The sequence below is a fragment of the Xanthomonas fragariae genome (assembly GCF_900183975.1).
Taxonomy (GTDB): Bacteria; Pseudomonadota; Gammaproteobacteria; order Xanthomonadales; family Xanthomonadaceae; genus Xanthomonas; species Xanthomonas fragariae.
Window position 1 is genome coordinate 2,498,883 of sequence record NZ_LT853882.1, and the last position, 17,706, is coordinate 2,516,588.

Here is a 17,706-nt window from a genome sequence, read left to right on the forward strand (position 1 = left end):
GCAACCGGAGCAGTGCAGAATCGGCGCATGACCACGCCCAGCACGCTGTCCGCCATGACCATCGCCGGCTCCGATTCCGGCGGTGGTGCCGGCATTCAAGCCGATCTCAAGACCTTCGCCGCACATCGCGTGCACGGCCTATCGGCGATCGCCGCCTTGACCGCGCAAAACACCCGCGCAGTCACTGCCGTGCATATCCCGCCGATCGCGTTCTTGCAGGCGCAGATCAATGCTTGCTTTGCCGATTTCCAGATCCAGGCCGTCAAGCTCGGCATGCTCGCCAACCCCGAAGTCATCCATTGCGTGGCCGACCTGCTCGAAAAACATCGCCCACCGTTCGTGGTGCTCGACCCGGTGGTGGTATCCACCAGCGGCGCGCGCTTGCTCGAAGACGCCGCACTGGATGCGCTGCGCACACGCCTGCTGCCGCTGGCCACCCTGATCACGCCCAACACGCTCGAAGCCGAGCTGTTGACCGGTCGCCATATCGACGATGCCGACGCCGCCGAGCACGCCACCGCCGCCTTACTCGAACTTGGCGCTAACGCCGTACTGCTCAAGGGCGGCCATCTGCACGAAGGCGCGCGTGTGATCGACCGCTTCGACGACGGCGTCACCCAGGACATGTTTATGCATCCTCGTCTGCAGGTCGATGCACACGGCACCGGTTGCAGCCTGTCGGCGGCAATCGCTGCGCAGCTGTGCCAGGGCTTGTCGTTGCTCAATGCCTGCGAAGCGGCGATCGACTATGTTGCGCGCGCCATCCGCCTCGGCCAGTCGCCCGGTCATAGCGACGTACTTTTGCTCGACCATTTCGGTGCCGCGCCCAGCGCATGAGCGGGCACAGCACGCTCGCCGCCAGCGCCGCCGACGGACACAAGTGGCAAGTGATCCGCTGCGCGCTGGCGCGGCCGGTCGCCACGCTGCTGCGGCTGCCGGCGTTCGGAGCGGCGCGGTCTTGCCGATGAGGTCGACGGCAATCGAATTTCATAAAGGGATTGACGAGTACGACAGGCATCCGCATAATTCCGCTGCTGACGAAGCGCCCGTAGCTCAGTTGGATAGAGTACCTGGCTACGAACCAGGCGGTCGGGAGTTCGAATCTCTCCGGGCGCACCATCTTCAGAACATGAAAAAGACAACTGTAAGTTGGTGTCTTTTTAGTTAGAAAGGTCCCATCCTTTCGCGTCAGATCTGCAAGCCAAAACAAGATATGCGCCCGTAGCTCAGTTGGATAGAGTACCTGGCTACGAACCAGGCGGTCGGGAGTTCGAATCTCTCCGGGCGCACCAATCTTGAAGAAAACGACCAGCTTGCTGGTCTTTTTTTGCCTGTCGTTTAATGGTGCGATCAGGCTGTCGCGCCGAGAGCATCCGCCCGCCGACCACCACCGCTAACCGACGTAGCCGGCTAACATCGCCGCCAGCACCACACCACTGCGGCCGAGCTCAGCTCGGACCCAAAGGGGAGCAAGTCCTGCACCTGATGTGCAAACAACCGCACCGACGCATGCCCACAGAGATGCACCGAAGGCGTCGTAGCGCAAGAATGCTGCCGGACCGCACGCGTAGTGCGCCGGCCATCGGCACCATCGACAACCTGGGTACGAACTTGGCCATCGCCAGCACCCGCACGCCCCAGCGCGAAAGGAAACGCTCGGTCTTTTTCACGTAGGTATCGCGCGACATCGACAACCGGCACAACGACTGCTCCTTGGCGAGCACCAGCGCCAATCCGTTCTGTTCGATCAAGCCTTGCATGCGACGCCCCTGCGCGACTGCGAGCGGCCCTTATCCGCTATTCGTCGCACGTGCGACTGCCTGTGGCAGCGACGGAACGATACGTTTCGGCAAGCGACTGCAACCAGCCCTCGAACAGGCCTTCGCTGCGCAATGCGCGACGCCACCATCCCAACGCTTCGCCTTCCTCGCCCGGTCGCCACGCCAGATAAAAGGTTTCGTCGGGTTTGTGGGTTTCCACCTGCACTTCGCGCAGCCGGCCATCCTGCAACGCGCCGCGCGCATACGGCTCGGGCAGGAAGCCGTAGCCGGCACCGGCAAGTTGCAGCAGCAGCTTGGTCTGCATGTCCGGAACGGTGAGCACATCGCGGCCGGACAACAAGCCGACGGTGCGTGGCAGCAGACGCCGCCCAGAATCCGCCACTGCGATCGCGCGGTGCTCGGCCAGCTCGGCTGCACCCAACGTGCCGGCGCCCGCCAGCGGATGCGTGGACGCCACTGCGAACACGAAGCGCAGCATACCGATCAGCTCAGCGACATACCCGCCACCACTTGGCCCCTCCCCCGCCGCAACGATCAGGTCCACGCGCCGGTCCAGCAACGCCTCCCAACTGCCCGATAGCGACTCGCTCAACACACGCAAGCGTGTGCTGTCGGCCACCGTGTAGAAGTCCAGGATCTGCGCCTGCAGCAAGGCGACCGGCAGGATCGCATCCAACCCAATCGCAAAGTCCGATTCCCAGCCCGACGCCACCCGTCGTACCCGCACTTCCAGCTCCTGCGCGGCACGCAACAGATGACGCCCTTCGCGCAACAGCTCGCACCCGGCCTGAGTCGGCGTTGCCTTTGGCCCCACTCGCTCGAACAGCTGCACACCCAGATCGTCCTCCAGCTTGGACACCATGTAGGAAATCGTTGACGGCACCTTGAACAACGCCTTGGCCGCGGCTGCAAACGACCCTCGACGGTCGATCGCATCCAGGATTTGCAAGGCTTCCAAGCTGATTTTCATTGTTCGATTTTTTCGATGATACCGGCCAAATCTACTCGCTTTTTCTCTCTGGCGCGAAAGCAGAAACTAATTATCAATCCGCTGGGATACCGATTCACGCCCCCGGCACCATTTGAATCTTTCAAGGAGAAGCGCCATGTTGAACGTCCGCAAGAGTGAAACACGTGGCCGCGCCGAGCATGGCTGGCTGTCCTCGCGCCATACCTTTTCCTTCGCCAGCTATCGCGACCCGCGCCACATGGGCATCGGCCCGCTGCAGGTGATCAACGAAGACAAGGTGCAGCCGGGCGAAGGCTTCGGCACCCACGCACACCGCGACATGGAGATCATTTCCTACGTTTTGGGCGGCGCGCTAGAGCACAAGGACAGCATGGGCACTGGTTCGGTGCTGCATTACGGCGATGTGCAGCGGATGAGCGCCGGCAGCGGCGTCACCCACAGCGAGTTCAATCACTCGCCCAGCGAGCCGGTGCATTTTCTGCAGATCTGGGTGGTGCCCAAGCGCAACGGTATCGAACCTAGCTACGAAGAGAAACACTTCGACGCAGACAGCAAGCGCAACCAGTTGCGCCTAATCGCCTCGCCCGATGGCGAGGACGGCTCGCTACGCCTGCACCAGGACGCGCGCCTGTATGCCTCGATCCTCGACGGCGGCGTGCGCCTGCGGCAGCCACTGGCTGAAGGCCGCATCGGCTACGTGCAGTTGGCACGCGGCAACCTAAGCGTCAACGGCCAAGTGCTGTCGGCCGGCGATGCGCTGCAGGTCACCGGCGAGCCGGAGATCGTGCTGGCCGATGCACGGGATGCGGAAGTGCTGGTGTTCGATCTGCCCAAGTAAGCAGCGGACGTAGGTCGTATAACGCGTTGCGACATGTTCGCGTGCTGCACGCCAGCCACTCGATGAAACAGACAAGCCCGCTTCGGTCGGCTTTGTCTTACGCGGACCTTTGGGTGAATGGCGCCGCTATCGCTGCAAGCTTTTGCGTAGCTGCCTCGATAAGGCTGCGTCGCACGCGCTGCGGACCCGCATCGCGGTTACGCCGCCTGCGGCTTGACGTGTTGCATGACACGCAGATCGACCTGCTCAGCGGACCCGTAGGCAGCACCGTAGACCAGTGCAAACAAAGCATCCGGCTCAGCCTCCGAGACACGTGCAGAACGCTCCAGATCATCGACCAACTGCACCTGATCGCGTGCTTGCACACCGATACCGACAGTGGTGTTGATAACCTCGCCGGTGCTTGCCACCGATTCCATCGAGCCCATAGCCCCTCACCTGCAAAAATTTCTGGTTGGCATCGAGCACCGTGCCATCGAGCGAAACTCGAAGACCGCCATCACCCTGTCGATCGCGTCGATCCGCCTCTCAAAATCGGCGGCCTGGCGCACCTGCGAGGTGATCTCGGCGGCGTACTTCACAGCGCGATACGTCCCCTGCCGGATCGATCTGTAGGCGTTCGAGTAGATGCGATAGGCGCATCACGTCAAAATCCGGCATACCACGGATAAGACATGGCGGTCTGCACAAGTAACCACTCACCGACATGACGATCCGTCGCTGCATCAATCGAACCGTCACGCATCAGGCGCACGCAACCACTCGTGTGACACCAGCAGCAGCCCATCCCTCATCCGCGATGGCAACAATTGACGCGCGAGAAGACGGTATCGATCAAGAAGCTACCTGCGCATCGCGTCGCATGCATCGCACGGCCAGCTTGATAGCATTCGAAGCGCAGCCTCACCGCAAGGCTGAGCATGACTGCAGTGCGTGCGGCACTTACCGGGACACCCGGGCACCCGACAAGCACGAGACAACCGGAGCGAGGTCTTTCAAGGATTTTGGCGATGACTTTCGCAGGCGCCGCGATGTACACAGGCGCGGCGCCACATGGCCATCGCATGCATGCGACAACGTGAGGCAACTAGACGACCCGCCTTAGAATGGCTAACAAAACGACTGCGTAGCCCCCAGGCGGGCGCACCCGGTGCTTGGAATCTCATGTACCACTCGTGCACTGCGGTTCCTCCGCGCCGTCCGCACCCATCTGGCGAATGCTCGCTACGTTTTCATAGCCACTCTTACTCACATGAGTCCTTATGACTGAAACGTGTGCATGCAACAGGACGATTGAACTTGCCAAAACGGACGCCAAAAAGCGCTACTAATGTGGAAATACCGGCAGCAGGCTGCATACATTTGTAAAGTTGGTTTGCTGTCCATTACAAGGAGGGGCCTGCCGGCCACGACTTGGAAGCGGGGAGCGATGAAGCATTGATCGATGCGTTTTGACTCAATGCCGGCACGCACTTCAATTAGCTATTGCAAAACAACGGATTCGGGTCGCCGTAGAGGCGCTGGTACCGCGCTCAAATGCCCTAACAAAGGGCCCAACCCAAATGAAAACGCCCGCAAATCATTGATTTGCGGGCGTCTGAAACACTGGCGGAGCGAGAGGGATTCGAACCCTCGATAGAGCTTTTGACCCTATACTCCCTTAGCAGGGGAGCCCCTTCAGCCGCTCGGGCATCGCTCCAATTTTTGCTGCCTGCCGCGATTTCCGTGGCAGGCCGCGAAGAATACCGGGTAAGAGGGGCTAACGTAAACCCTTTGCAACGATCAATTCGAAGAATCGTCGCTGCGATGCGCGCCCGAGGCGACGGGCTCATCCCCACGCTGGATGCGCTGATAGATTTCTTCGCGGTGTACAGCTACATCCTTGGGTGCGGTAATACCAATGCGCACCTGATTACCCTTGACGCCGAGCACGGTAACAGTGACCGAGTCGCCGATCATCAAGGTTTCGCATACCCGGCGAGTGAGGATCAACATTTTGCAAATCTCCTTGAACCGGTGGATTTCCCACCAGCATCGACGGCCTCCTAGATGAGACGCGCCCTGGATAAAGGGAATAGACAGAAAATAATAGCGTGAGATCCCGCTAGCCAGCAAGGCATAGCAGGCCAAGTGTTCAGCCCAAGTGTTGCTTGACCCAGGATGGCACACCGTCGAGTGCGGTAGCAAGGGCGGGCCCGTCCTCGCCGCCACCCTGGGCGAGATCCGGACGGCCTCCGCCCTTGCCCCCGATCTGAGTGGCGATATGGCCGAGGAGTTCCCCCGCCTTCACCTTGCCAGTTGGGCTGCCATTCACACCAGCGACGAGGGCGATTTTGCCGTCAGCGGCACCCGCCAGCACGATCACCGAATCGCCCAATTGCTGCTTCAAACGATCCATCGCATCGCGCAGCGCCTTGGCATCGAAGCCTTCCAGACGCACTGCGACTACCTTGACGCCTGCCACATCAACTGCACGGGAACTCAGATCTGCTGTCGCACCGGAAGCCAGCTTGGCCTTGAGCGATTCCAGCTCACGCTCCAGCCGCTTCTGACGCTCGGTGAGTGCACGTACCTTGTCGACCACCTCGGTGGTATTGCCGCCAAGCAGACTGGCTACCTCGAGCAAGCGACGCTTTTCGTTGGCCACGTAATCCAGTGCACCCTGTCCAGTAACCGCTTCGATGCGGCGCACACCCGAGGACACGCCACCTTCGGAGGTGATCTTGAACAAGCCGATGTCGCCGGTGCGAGTGACATGCGTGCCACCGCAGAGCTCGGTTGAGTAGCCGCCCATCTTGAGCACGCGGACGTTCTCGCCATATTTTTCGCCGAACAAAGCCATTGCACCGAAGTCCAACGCTTCTTGCATAGCCATGTTGTGCACTTCAACGCCGTGGTTGGTTCGCACCTCGGCATTGACTTTGCGCTCGATAACAGCGAGCTCTTCAGCGGTGATTGGCTGGAAGTGGGAGAAGTCGAAACGCAAGCGATCAGGCGCAACCAGCGAGCCTTTCTGCTGCACATGCGTTCCCAACACTTCGCGCAATGCGGCATGCAACAGATGCGTTGCCGAGTGGTTGAGGATGGTCTTGCCGCGACGTTGCACGTCGATGCCACCTGCGAGCACATCGCCCAGCGCAAGCGCGCCCTCGGTGATGCGTCCGATATGGCCGTGGAACTGGCCGGCGAACTTCTGTGTGTCGAGGATGTCGATGGAGACGTCGGTACCGCTCAGCTGGCCACTATCACCGACTTGGCCACCGGACTCGGCATAGAACGGCGTGCGGTCGGTAAATACGATGACCTCATCGCCCGCTTCTGCACGTTCGACCGGACGGCCCTGCTTGAGCAACGCGACGACTTTGAGCGCATCGGCATCGTGCGATTCATAGCCGAGGAACACCGTCGGCGACATGGTTGCGACCAGATCGGCCGGCAATGCGACGCCACCGCCGAACTTGCCTGCCGCACGCGCGGTCTCGCGCTGACGCTCCATGGCGAACTTGAAGCCCTCCATGTCAACGCGCATGCCGCGCTCGCGCGCGATATCGTCAGTCAGATCGACAGGGAAGCCGTAAGTGTCGTAGAGACGGAAGGCATCGGCACCGGGAATAACGTCCTGCGAGCGCGAAGCGAGGTCGTCGAAGATCTTCATGCCGGCGTCCAGCGTCTCGGCAAAGCGCTCCTCTTCGGCCAGCAAGGCACGCTCAACCGTCTCGTGCGCCGCCATCAGCTCCGGATAGGCTTCGCCCATTAGCTCGACCAGGGTCGGCACCATCTTGCTGAAGAACGGCTGGCGTACGCCCAGCATCCAGCCATGCCTCAGCGCACGCCGGATGATCCGGCGCAGCACGTAGCCGCGGCCTTCATTGGACGGCAGCACTCCGTCTACGATGAGGAACGAACACGCGCGGATGTGATCGGCGATCACCCGCAGCGACTTGGTCTCCAGGTCGGTGATGCCTGTCAGTGCGCTGGCATTGCCGATCAGCGCCTGGAACAGGTCGATTTCGTAGTTGGTGTGGACGTGCTGCAGGATCGCGGCCAGACGTTCCAGCCCCATGCCGGTGTCCACGCAGGGGGCCGGCAGCGGTACCAAAGTGCCATCGGGCTGGCGGTCGAACTGCATGAAGACCAGATTCCAGATCTCGATGAAGCGATCGCCATCTTCGTCCAGCGAACCGGGCGGACCACCGGCAATGTGATCGCCATGATCGAAGAAGATCTCGGTGCACGGGCCGCACGGGCCGGTGTCGGCCATTTGCCAGAAATTGTCCGATGCGTACGGCGCGCCCTTGTTGTCGCCGATGCGTACGATGCGACTTACCGGAATTCCGATCATGTCGCGCCACAGTTCGAAGGCTTCTTCGTCGGTGTGATAGACCGTGACCAGCAGGCGGTCGGCCGGGAGCTTCCAGACCTGGGTCAGCAGCTCCCACGCCCATGCGATGGCGTCTTTCTTGAAATAGTCGCCAAACGACCAATTGCCCAGCATTTCAAAGAAGGTGTGGTGACGTGCGGTATAGCCCACCGAATCCAGATCGTTGTGCTTGCCGCCCGCACGCAGGCAGCGTTGCACGTCCGCGGCGCGCACGTAGCTGCGCTTTTCCGCGCCAAGAAAGATATCTTTGAACTGGACCATGCCGGAATTGGTGAACAGCAAGGTCGGGTCGTTGCCCGGCACCAGCGGCGCGGATGGCACGATGGTATGGCCCTTCCCCTCGAAGAACGCAAGGAAGTCAATACGGATCTGGGAAGTGCTGAATTTGGCAGGTGCGTTCATGGGCTGGCATTAGGCGGGCGGCAGTCCCAGTCACCCAACGAGATGTGGGCGCAGATGAGCGGAACAACCTTAAACCGCCAAGAGTAGCAGCCCTGACGCCCTCAGTCCTCAGTCGTCAAGGTCGAAGCGCGTGGCACTGCGAATGCTGTTGCCATCAAAACCACGCCGGGCCAGCAAATCGGCGGCCTTGCGCCGCTGCGGCAGATCAACAGGCCCCTCCTCACCGAACCGACGACGGATCAGATCGCGTGCGTTCTCTGTCCAATCGCCTTCAAAGGTGGACATAGCAGCACTGATGGCATTGCTATCCAGGCCATGGGTTCCGAGTTCAGCACGAATATGCAGGGGGCCATAGCCCGAGCCCGCACGATTACGCACTACCGCGGCCGCAAACCTGGTGTCATCCTGCCAGCCTTCGCCTGTAAGGCGATCGACGGCGGCTTGCGCAGCTTCCGGCTCGATCCCCCGTGCCATCAGCTTCCGATTCAATTCCTTGCGCGAATGCTCGCGACGCACCAGCAGACCAAGTGCGCGCTGGACCGGTGTCTGTTCCTTTAAAGCACGTCCCCGCTGTAGCGCGGGCTCTTGCTCGTCCATCATGAGGTGTCCTGAACCGCCAAAATCAATTGCTAAATCAATGCGCCGTCCGTGGCACCTGCCCTCCTGGCCTTCGATAGATCTACCGCGAAGAGAAACGGCACTGACTCCGCCGTCCCCGTGATAGAAAAACTTGCAGCGTGATCACAATTGCCGCATACCACCGTTACGTAGCCAGCAGCCAGGTGCAGACGGTGCTTTGAACCGCCAAGTACCACGTGTACATGACGGTTTCCGTGCATCACCGACACTGGTCCCTGGTTACCAGCGCGGGGTCGTTCCGGCGAAACTTATTCTTTCTCGGCATCGTCTGCTTCGCGCGGCGCTTCGGCAGGCTGGAACTTCTCGCGCAGCTCGGCTTCCAGCCGGACGGCAACCTGCGGGTTATCGCGCAGGTAAGTACGGGCATTGTCCTTACCTTGCCCGATGCGCTCCTCGCCATAGCTGTACCAGGCGCCGGCCTTATCGACCAATTTGGCTTCCACGCCCATGTCGATCAACTCGCCTTCGCGGCTGATGCCCTCGCCGTATAGGATTTCGGTCACGACCTGCTTGAACGGCGGCGCCAGCTTGTTCTTGACCACCTTGATCTTGGTCTGGTTGCCGATGATCTCGTCGCCCTTCTTGATCGCGCCGATACGACGGATATCCAGACGCACCGAGGCGTAGAACTTCAGCGCGTTGCCGCCGGTGGTCACTTCCGGGCTCTGGCCCGGCATCATGACGCCGATCTTCATACGCAATTGGTTGATGAAGACCACCAGGGTGTTGGAACGCTTGATGTTGCCGGTCAGCTTACGCAGCGCCTGGCTCATCAGACGAGCCTGCAGACCTGGCAGCTGGTCGCCCATTTCGCCTTCGATTTCTGCCTTCGGGGTCAGTGCGGCAACCGAGTCGATCACCACAATGTCCACCGAGCTGGAACGCACCAGCATGTCGGCGATTTCCAGCGCCTGCTCACCGGTATCCGGCTGCGACAGCAGCAGGTCGTCAACATTGACGCCCAGCTTGGCTGCATAGATCGGGTCCAGTGCGTGCTCGGCGTCGATGAAGGCCGCAGTGCCGCCCTTTTTCTGGCACTCAGCAATCGCCTGCAGGGTAAGGGTGGTTTTGCCCGAGGATTCCGGGCCGTAGATTTCAACCACGCGGCCCTTCGGCAGACCACCGATCCCCAGTGCGATGTCCAGCATCAGCGAGCCGGTCGGAATAACTTCGACCGCCTCGATCACGCGGTCGCCCATGCGCATCACCGAGCCCTTGCCGAATTGTTTTTCGATCTGGCTCAGTGCAGCAGAAAGGGCGCGCTTCTTGTTCTCATCCATCTGGGTGATCCTTGTCAGTGATTTCGGTATGGGGCTAATGTAGCGGCGGTGTATCACACAAGCTGAGACTGGAGGCGACACACTTAGATTAGGGATGCGATAACTGCGGTGGCAGCGGGGAATCCTGCAGTACCGGCTCGGGAAAAAGCCAGCACAGCCATCGGCACAGTGCTCAGCGATTTGGCCTCAACAGCCCACAATACAGGCCCTCGATCGCGAAATCCTGATCCGGCAGCACTTCGATCGGTGCGTAATCTGGATTGCGCGGCAGCAGCCGGATGCGATCCTTGCCGATCTTCAGCAATTTGACCGTGATCTCTTCATCGATCCGCGCCACCACGATCTGCCCCGAGCGCGCATCGCGGGTGCGATGCACACCGATCAGGTCGCCATTGAAGATGCCTTCGTCGCGCATCGAATCGCCCTGCACCTTGAGCAGATAGTCCGGCGACGGCGAGAAGAACACTCGATCCAGCACCACGAAGTCATCCAAACCGATATCGGCGCCGATCGGCAAACCCGCCGCGACGCGGCCCAGCACCGGCAGACGCAGGACGTTGTCGCGGAAGGGCTCGCCCACTGGCGGCGTGCGCGACTGCGCGCCCTGCCCGGCTAGACGGATGCCGCGGGCTTGGCCAGGCACACGACGAATTGCGCCGGCCTGCTCCAGTGCCTCCAAATGGTACTGTGCCGCGCGCACGCCCTTGAAGCCAAATGCACGCGCGATCTCAGTCTGGGAAGGCGGAACGCCGTCTGCATCGATGTGCTTGGCGATCAAGGCCAGGATAGCTTGCTGGGTTTCGGTCAGGTCCATAGTTAGTAGTATTACTACTAATTTCCGCCCGCGCAATACCTGCGTGGCTGCGTGCCCGCAGCGCCGCGGAGGGTGTCAGGAGCCTGGCAGCGCTCTAACGCCGACTGCGCCAGATCGAGAACAAAATCCAGATACCGCAGAGCGCCGCGCCGATGAAGCCGCTCACACCCAATGCGAGTAGCCAGCGGCTGGCGCTGCCGCCGACACTGTTCATGACGATAGACGAGCCGATCACCAGTGCGGCGGTGACGATGCCCATCGTGAGCCGATTGGCAGCACGGTCGACCTGCTCGCCGAACTCACGCAACGCGCGTGTTTCCACGTGTAGTTGCAGTTTGCCGCGACGGGCGGCCTGCAGCAGACGCTTCAGGTCACGCGGCAGATCGCCAATTAGATCGATCGCGCCGGTCACGGTGCGACGGCTACGTCGCAACATCGCGCGTGGTGCATAGCGCTGCAGCACCACGCGTTCGAGATACGGGCGCGCCTCGGTAGCCATGTCGAAATCTGGATCGAGCTGACGCCCCATGCCTTCGAGCGTGAGAAAGGCCTTGATCATCAGCGCCAGATCCGACGGCAGCGTCAGCCCATGATCGCGCAGGATGGAGGTGACATCGCCAAGCATTGCGCCGATGCGCAATTCCTTTAGCGGAACGCCGCGATATTCATCGACGAACGCGCCGATGTCCTGCTGCAAGCGCGATTCGTCGATATCCAGGCTGGTTCCGGCCCATTCCAGCAATACGTCGATCACCGCTTCGGCGTCGTAGCTCACCATGCCGTGCAGCAGTTGCGCGACCTGGAACCGGCGCTGCTCGGAGACGCGCCCGACCATGCCGAAATCGATGACGGCGATGCGGCCGTCGCGCAGATAGAAAATGTTGCCCGGATGCGGATCGGCATGGAAGCAACCGTCCTGCAGCACCATCTTCAGCACGATGCCGGCACCGCTGCGCGCAAGCGCCTTGCGGTCCAGGCCGGCCGCATCGACAGCGATCAGATCACGCCCCGGAATGCCGTCGATGAACTCCTGCACGTTGAGCGATTCGCACGTCCACTCCCAATACACGGCCGGCACCACGACCTGCGGATCATGCGCAAAGTTGGCTGCGATGCGTTCGGCATTGCGGCATTCGGCAGCGAAGTCCAGTTCGCGCCGCAGCGAGATGGTGAATTGCTGCACCACTTCGGCAGGGCGATACCGCTTCAAATCGGGCGCGCGGGTTTCGACGATTTCGGCGAGCCGCGCGAGCAGGCGCAGGTCCGCATCGATGGTGTCGCCGATGCCGGGGCGACGGATCTTCAACACCACCGGTGTGCCATCGGCCAGCCAGGCGCGGTGCGTCTGTGCCAGCGATGCGGCCGCCAGCGGTTGCTCGTCCAGGCGTGCGAACACGCTTTCCGGCTCCATGCCCAGCGCTGCGACAAGTTGCGGACGGATTTGCTCGAACGGCAGCGCCGGCGCCGCGTTCTGCAGCTCGCTCAACTCTTCGATCCATTCCGGTGCCAACAGATCCACGCGTGTGGCCAGCACCTGCCCGAATTTGACGAAGGTCGGTCCGAGTTCTTCCAAGGCACGTCGCACGCGCATTGCGGCGGACATGGGCAGGCGGCCCTCGGCGTTATGCCAATGCAACAGCCTGCCGGCGCGTTCGAGCACATCGGCAAGCCCGATGCGGCGCACTACGTCGCCAAAGCCGTAACGCATCAGGACCGAGGCGATTTCCTGCAAACGCCCGAGATCACGAACGGTGCTGAGTGCTTCCCACATCAGCGCAGCACCTGCATTTGCGGAACCGTCAGGCGCTGCGTAAAGTCACGCCGCGCAATGTTATGCAGTGTCGAGAAAAAAGAGGCGGGAGCAGAAAGCGAACGCATCGGCACGCGGGTCAGCAATGGGACTTTGTTTGTAGCCGATCTGCCCGCCGCTGTCGCGCCCTCGTCGGCTGCGGGCTTACGAGTGGCTAACAAAACGTAGCGAGCAGTGGACAAGTGGGTGCGGACGGCGCGGAGGAACCGCAGTATACGATGGGTACATGCCTATTCCGAGCGCGGCCCGCGCCCGCCTGGCGGCTGCGCAGCCGTTTTGTTAGCCACTCTTAGCGCAAGTTGCGTTGGGCCCGCACAGCCGCGTGTCGAACATGCAGCTCCGCAGTCCAGGGCAAACACCTCAATAGCGCAATTGTAAGGTCACGCCATAGGTGCGCGGTGCACCCAGAAACGCATTCCACGAACCGGCCTGCAGCGGCGTATCGATGACGATCTGCCGGTAGGTTGCGTTGCTCAGATTTTCCGCCCACGCTTCCAGCAGCTAGCGCTTGTCATCGGCGCCGATGCCTAACCGCGCATTGAGCAAGGTGTAGCCCGGTTGCGACTTCTGCGGATCCAGATCGGTGCCTGCGTTGTAGTCGGAGGAGTATTTGGCGCCGAGGTTGAAACGACCGGTCAGTTGGTTGCCAAGCGCATGTTCGTAGGTCAGCGACAGATTGGCCGACCAGCGCGGCGCAAAGCTCAAACGGCTGCCGGGAAGTCGCGTCAGATCCGCATCCGGTAATGGGCCATCGCCATACGCGGTGTCCGTATAGCTGAGCCCGCCCTGCAACATCAGGCACGGCACTGCGCCCTGCCACAGAATTTCCGTATCGATTCCGCGCGACACCACGGTAGGAATAGCGCGCACCACAAAACTTGTGCCGAGGAAATTGTTGAGCTGAAAATCGCTGAAATCCTGGTAGAACAGTGTCGTGTTTAACAGTAGATTGCAGCCGAGCCAGGTGGTCTTGGCGCCAAGCTCATAACTGTCGACGAACTCGCCCGGAAATGCAGTGTCGTCCACCGGCAGGATTCCTTGTACGCCGCTGGACAAGCCGTCGGATGACTGCACGCGATCCAGATTGGGGTTCAGCCGACATACGTGTAAAAATAGCTCATACGTTCGCATTTCATCTATCACATCAGTGCGTTAGCGGATATTTTGGGCAGAAAAGCTACACCGCCAGTGCTATTGCAGCGGCACTGGGCTGAAGACGCGCAGGCCCTGGAGCCGCCCGATGCCTCCAGGACAATTTGGCCAACCTCGCGTCGTGCCAGCCAGGGCACCAGCTTGCGATGACCGGCCGCGCGTTGGCCTTGGCGATCGCCACCGCCCCGCCTGGCGGTGGTTACGCCATCGCTGGTCAGCGTGTTGGTGGCCGCAAACCCCAGGCGCCATCGGCCAGCACGCGCACCCCACTGGATTCGGCGTTGACCACGTTCTCCACCTGCCCCTCGCTGGTGATCACGAACTGGCGCAGATAGTGGCCTAAGCGCACATCGCAATAACTGGCGCCGACTGCCTTGGCGGTGCTCAGCGCGGTATCGGACAAGCGCCGGCTGCGTACGGCATCGTTGGGCGTGAGCAACTGTTCGGCGGCGATCAGGCGGGTGTTCGGCAACGTCAAGCCAGCAGCACCGATGCCCGACAGGGTGAGGAAGGTACGACGGTCCACGGCAGTTCTCTATCGCATGGCGCGCGGCGATGCGATGCCGGACACAGGGCGGCCGTGGAACGTCGCGCCGCAGTGCGGGCAGCGGGAGCGCCCGCATTGATCCAGATACCTAGTCGCCCCTGAAAAACCCCAACCACCCAACGACCGCAAGGCCTTGATGTCTGCACCGGCGTGCCAAAACTACCAGTGTTCGCTACGCTGAAGGCTGGTTTCTTGCAATTTCCGCCCATGCGTACACGCCGTCCTGCTGCCGAAGACAGACCCGCCGACGAGTTGTTTCGTTCGCGGCTGGAGAACCAGATCGATCTGCGTCATCCGCTGGCGCGGCTGAGCCAACGGATGCCGTGGACGGCGTTGGAGCAAGCACTTTCATCGCGCTTGCCGGCCACCCAGGCCGGTGGCGGTCGGCCGGCATTGCCGGTTTGCTCTACCTCAAACACGCCTACGACCTGTCCGATGAAGCGGTGTGCGAGCGCTGGCTGGAGAATCCGTACTGGCAGTTCTTCACCGGTGAGGTCGTGTTCCAGACGCGCTTGCCGTGCGATGCCAGCTCGCTGACGCGCTGGCGGCAGCGCCTGGGTGAGGCCGGGATGGAAGAGCTGCTGGCGCACACCATCAACGCCGCACATGCCATGCAGGCGGTGGACGCACGCGAGTTGTCGCGGGTGATCGTGGACACCACGGTGCAAGAGAAGGCGATCGCCTATCCGACCGACAGCCGTTTGCTGGAGGTGGCACGCAAGAAGCTGGTTTTAGTGGCCAAGCGGCACGGCATCGGATTGCGGCAGAGCTACGCGCGGCAAGGCCCGGCCCTGAGCCGCAAGGCAGGTCGGTATGCGCATGCGCGCCAGTTCAAGCGGATGCGGCGCATCTTGCGACGTCAACGCACAGTGCTGGGACGGCTCATGCGCGACATCCAACGCAAACTCGATCAGGTAAACACCGGCGTGCGCGAGCGCATCGCTGTCTGGCTGGAACGTGCGCAACGGCTGTACACGCAGCGTCCGAAGGACAAACAAAAACTGTACGCATTGCATGCCTCGGAAGTGGAATGCATTGGCAAGGGCAAGGCGCGTCAAGCGTACGAATTCGGCGTCAAGGTCGGCATTGCGGTCACCGCCTGCAAGGGATTGGTCGTGGGTGCGCGCAGCTTCCCGGGCAACCCGTACGACGGCGATACCTTGGCCGAGCAGCTGGAGCAGACACGCGGGTTGCTGCAGGATGTGAGCGTAGAACCGACGGTGGCGATTTGCGTCGCTGCAGGCTGAAAGGTGCACAAGGCGATGCGCTGCACGTGCTCGGCTGCGCCGCCGGCTACAACCTGCGCTGGCTGCTGCGCTGGATCGCGTTTTTGCGTGCCTGGATGCGGGCGATGGGATGGTCATCCTTGAGCGCCGTGCCGCTGTCACCGACGGCACTTGGCGCTTGAAGGGGATTTTTCAGGGACGACTACCTATGTCCCGTTTGCACACTTCTGCGTTGCGGCACATCGAAACGTCAACCGCCGTAGCAGAACCGAGCACGACCACTGGCGAGCGCAAACCGGTTCCCGCAGGCTGCGCGACTCGCGGCTTGCGCCACGCCGGGTCAAGGGCGGCAAGCAGCCACTTTCATGCAGTACACCAGGGACATCCGATGAACCTCTCTCTTTGCACCATCGTGGCGATCGCCGTTGCCGCCTGCGTGCCGCCGTGCACGGCCGTGGCCGCCGACTGGTACGTCGCACCCACCGGCAACGACGGCAATCCCGGCACCCGCGCCGCCCCCTTTGCCAGCGTGATGGCTGCGCAGGCCGCCGCGTCCAGTGGCGATACCGTTTACCTGCGCGGCGGCACCTATCGCCTGAGCAGCGCCAACATCAGCGTGGTGCGGCAGCCCTACGCCGTGGTCAACGAGATCACCAAGCCCGGCATCGCCTATGTCAACGTCGCCAACGAGCGGCCGGTGTTCGACTTCTCTGCGGTGACGCCCACCGGCCTGCGCGTGGCCGCATTCCGGGTGGCCAGCAACAACTGCGTCTTTCGCGGATTCGAGGTGGTGGGTGTGCGGATCACCATTGCAGACCGCCTGACCCAGTCCGAAGCATTCCGCGTTGACCGCGGCAACGGCAACCTGTTCGAGAATCTGGCGATCCACGACGGCCAGGCGATCGGCTGGTACCTGGTTTCGGGCAGCGACAACCGGGTACACAACGTCGATGCCTATAACAACCGTGGACTAAATGCCTTCTCCGATGGAAATATCGACGGTTTCGGCGTGCACCCGACGCTTGCGGGAAGCACCGGAAACCTCATCGAAGGCAGCCGCGCATGGTTCAACAGCGACGATGGCTTCGACCTGATCAATGCCGCTGCCGCAGTCACCCTGCAACGCAACTGGTCGTTCTACAACGGGTACGACAGCGCATTCACCCCGCTGGGCAATGGCGCAGGCTTCAAGGCAGGCGGCTACGGCCGCAACGGAAGCGATTATCCCAAGCCGGTGCCGCGCCATATCGTGCGGTTCAATCTGGCAGTGGGCAATCGATCCAACGGCCTCTACGCCAATCACCACATCGGTGGGCAGGAGTGGATCAGCAACACATCGATCAAGAACGGCCGCGCCAACTACGACATGCAATCCACCTTGAGCGACAACCTCACCGACGTGCCTGGATACGACCACCATCTGGCCAATAACCTGGGATTCGGAACGCGCATCGAAATGATCAACCTGGGGTCTGCGAGCGAGAACGATATCGGCCGCAATTCGTTCAATCTTCCCCTTGTCGTCAGTGCAGGCGATTTCGTCAGCCTGGACGAGCGCCAGCTCATGCGTCCGCGCCAGGCCAACGGCGACCTACCCATCATCACCTTCGCCACCCTGGCCCCGGGCAGCGCGTTGATCGACGCCGGCGCCGATACCGGTGAGGCCTTCAACGGACGTGCACCGGACCTGGGGGCATTCGAGGCGCCTTGATCCGGACGATGGCGCCAGCCGCCTGGCCGGCGGTTAGCGCCATCGTGCCCGGCAGGATTAAGGGTCGGCAGGGATTCGTGTAAAAGACCTTTACTGACAGCGAGTTAGCTCACTTTCAGGGGATGTAAGCCGGTGAACCGCCCCCGGCTTCCGGC

At 61.7% G+C, this 17,706-nt stretch carries 12 protein-coding genes, 3 tRNA genes, 2 other RNA genes and 4 pseudogenes; 7 read left to right on the forward strand and 14 right to left on the reverse strand.

The features are described 5' to 3' along the window. The first annotated feature begins 27 nt into the window (after window positions 1-27). From thiD to PD885_RS11550, 3 genes are all read left to right on the forward strand, one after another. Window positions 28-837 (forward strand): bifunctional hydroxymethylpyrimidine kinase/phosphomethylpyrimidine kinase, encoded by an 810-nt coding sequence (gene thiD, locus PD885_RS11540; protein ID WP_002813806.1) that lies wholly within the window; start codon window positions 28-30, stop codon window positions 835-837. Window positions 838-1,042: 205 nt separating this feature from the next. After that, window positions 1,043-1,119 (forward strand) — tRNA-Arg (locus PD885_RS11545). 96 nt (window positions 1,120-1,215) lie between these two features. After that, window positions 1,216-1,292: transfer RNA gene (locus tag PD885_RS11550), tRNA-Arg, on the forward strand. 14 nt (window positions 1,293-1,306) lie between these two features. On the opposite strand, the pseudogene PD885_RS11555 reads toward PD885_RS11550, so the two are convergent. Further along, window positions 1,307-1,709 (reverse strand): annotated as a pseudogene (locus PD885_RS11555) (DedA family protein); the annotation flags it as partial. Window positions 1,710-1,797: 88 nt separating this feature from the next. Beyond that, window positions 1,798-2,751 carry a LysR family transcriptional regulator gene (locus tag PD885_RS11560; protein WP_002813809.1) on the reverse strand — a complete coding sequence of 318 codons (954 nt, stop codon included), beginning with the start codon at window positions 2,749-2,751 and terminating at the stop codon, window positions 1,798-1,800. Between the two features lie 136 nt (window positions 2,752-2,887). On the opposite strand from PD885_RS11560, the gene PD885_RS11565 reads away from it, so the two are divergent. Then, window positions 2,888-3,589, forward strand: a complete 702-nt coding sequence (locus PD885_RS11565) for a pirin family protein (protein ID WP_002813812.1) — start codon at window positions 2,888-2,890, stop codon at window positions 3,587-3,589. 197 nt (window positions 3,590-3,786) lie between these two features. Here the strand turns inward: PD885_RS11565 and PD885_RS20775 are convergent, their stop codons facing one another. Continuing rightward, on the reverse strand, window positions 3,787-4,017 hold the full coding sequence (locus tag PD885_RS20775) for a hypothetical protein (protein ID WP_040762997.1): 231 nt from the start codon (window positions 4,015-4,017) through the stop codon (window positions 3,787-3,789). After that, window positions 3,983-4,202 (reverse strand): annotated as a pseudogene (locus tag PD885_RS11570) (chemotaxis protein); the annotation flags it as partial. The pseudogene PD885_RS11570 and the gene PD885_RS20775, both read right to left, overlap by 35 nt. A 551-nt stretch (window positions 4,203-4,753) precedes the next feature. Between PD885_RS11570 and PD885_RS11575 the strand changes: the two are divergent. Further along, a non-coding RNA gene (locus PD885_RS11575) (sX9 sRNA) lies at window positions 4,754-4,829 on the forward strand. A 366-nt stretch (window positions 4,830-5,195) separates the two neighbouring features. On the opposite strand, the gene PD885_RS11580 is transcribed toward PD885_RS11575, so the two are convergent. The 10 genes and pseudogenes from PD885_RS11580 to PD885_RS11625 all read right to left on the reverse strand — a co-directional run. Further along, a tRNA-Ser gene (locus PD885_RS11580) sits at window positions 5,196-5,288 on the reverse strand. An 83-nt stretch (window positions 5,289-5,371) separates the two neighbouring features. Then, entirely contained in the window at window positions 5,372-5,584 is a 213-nt protein-coding gene (csrA, locus tag PD885_RS11585; RefSeq protein ID WP_002813814.1) for a carbon storage regulator CsrA, read from the reverse strand. A gap of 139 nt (window positions 5,585-5,723) precedes the next feature. Beyond that, window positions 5,724-8,372 carry an alanine--tRNA ligase gene (alaS, locus tag PD885_RS11590; protein WP_002813815.1) on the reverse strand — a complete coding sequence of 883 codons (2,649 nt, stop codon included), beginning with the start codon at window positions 8,370-8,372 and terminating at the stop codon, window positions 5,724-5,726. A gap of 108 nt (window positions 8,373-8,480) precedes the next feature. Further along, window positions 8,481-8,969, reverse strand: a complete 489-nt coding sequence (recX, locus tag PD885_RS11595) for a recombination regulator RecX (protein ID WP_002813816.1) — start codon at window positions 8,967-8,969, stop codon at window positions 8,481-8,483. 290 nt (window positions 8,970-9,259) lie between these two features. Then, on the reverse strand, window positions 9,260-10,291 hold the full coding sequence (recA, locus tag PD885_RS11600) for a recombinase RecA (RefSeq protein ID WP_002813818.1): 1,032 nt from the start codon (window positions 10,289-10,291) through the stop codon (window positions 9,260-9,262). Window positions 10,292-10,463: 172 nt separating this feature from the next. Continuing rightward, window positions 10,464-11,105 carry a transcriptional repressor LexA gene (gene lexA / locus PD885_RS11605; RefSeq protein ID WP_002813825.1) on the reverse strand — a complete coding sequence of 214 codons (642 nt, stop codon included), beginning with the start codon at window positions 11,103-11,105 and terminating at the stop codon, window positions 10,464-10,466. A gap of 94 nt (window positions 11,106-11,199) precedes the next feature. Beyond that, entirely contained in the window at window positions 11,200-12,876 is a 1,677-nt protein-coding gene (gene ubiB, locus PD885_RS11610) for a 2-polyprenylphenol 6-hydroxylase (RefSeq protein ID WP_088056892.1), read from the reverse strand. Between the two features lie 191 nt (window positions 12,877-13,067). Next, window positions 13,068-13,143: non-coding RNA, sX9 sRNA (locus tag PD885_RS11615), on the reverse strand. Window positions 13,144-13,416: 273 nt separating this feature from the next. After that, complete coding sequence (locus PD885_RS11620; protein ID WP_040762998.1) at window positions 13,417-13,989, reverse strand: TonB-dependent receptor domain-containing protein; 573 nt, start codon at window positions 13,987-13,989, stop codon at window positions 13,417-13,419. Between the two features lie 232 nt (window positions 13,990-14,221). Continuing rightward, window positions 14,222-14,593 (reverse strand): annotated as a pseudogene (locus PD885_RS11625) (PmbA/TldA family metallopeptidase); the annotation flags it as partial. 228 nt (window positions 14,594-14,821) lie between these two features. Here PD885_RS11625 and PD885_RS11630 point away from each other — a divergent pair. Beyond that, window positions 14,822-16,022, forward strand: a pseudogene (locus PD885_RS11630) (IS5 family transposase). A 206-nt stretch (window positions 16,023-16,228) separates the two neighbouring features. Continuing rightward, the gene (locus PD885_RS11635) at window positions 16,229-17,551 is read left to right on the forward strand and encodes a right-handed parallel beta-helix repeat-containing protein (RefSeq protein WP_040762999.1); all 1,323 of its coding nucleotides are present in this window, start codon (window positions 16,229-16,231) and stop codon (window positions 17,549-17,551) included. Window positions 17,552-17,706 lie beyond the last annotated feature (155 nt).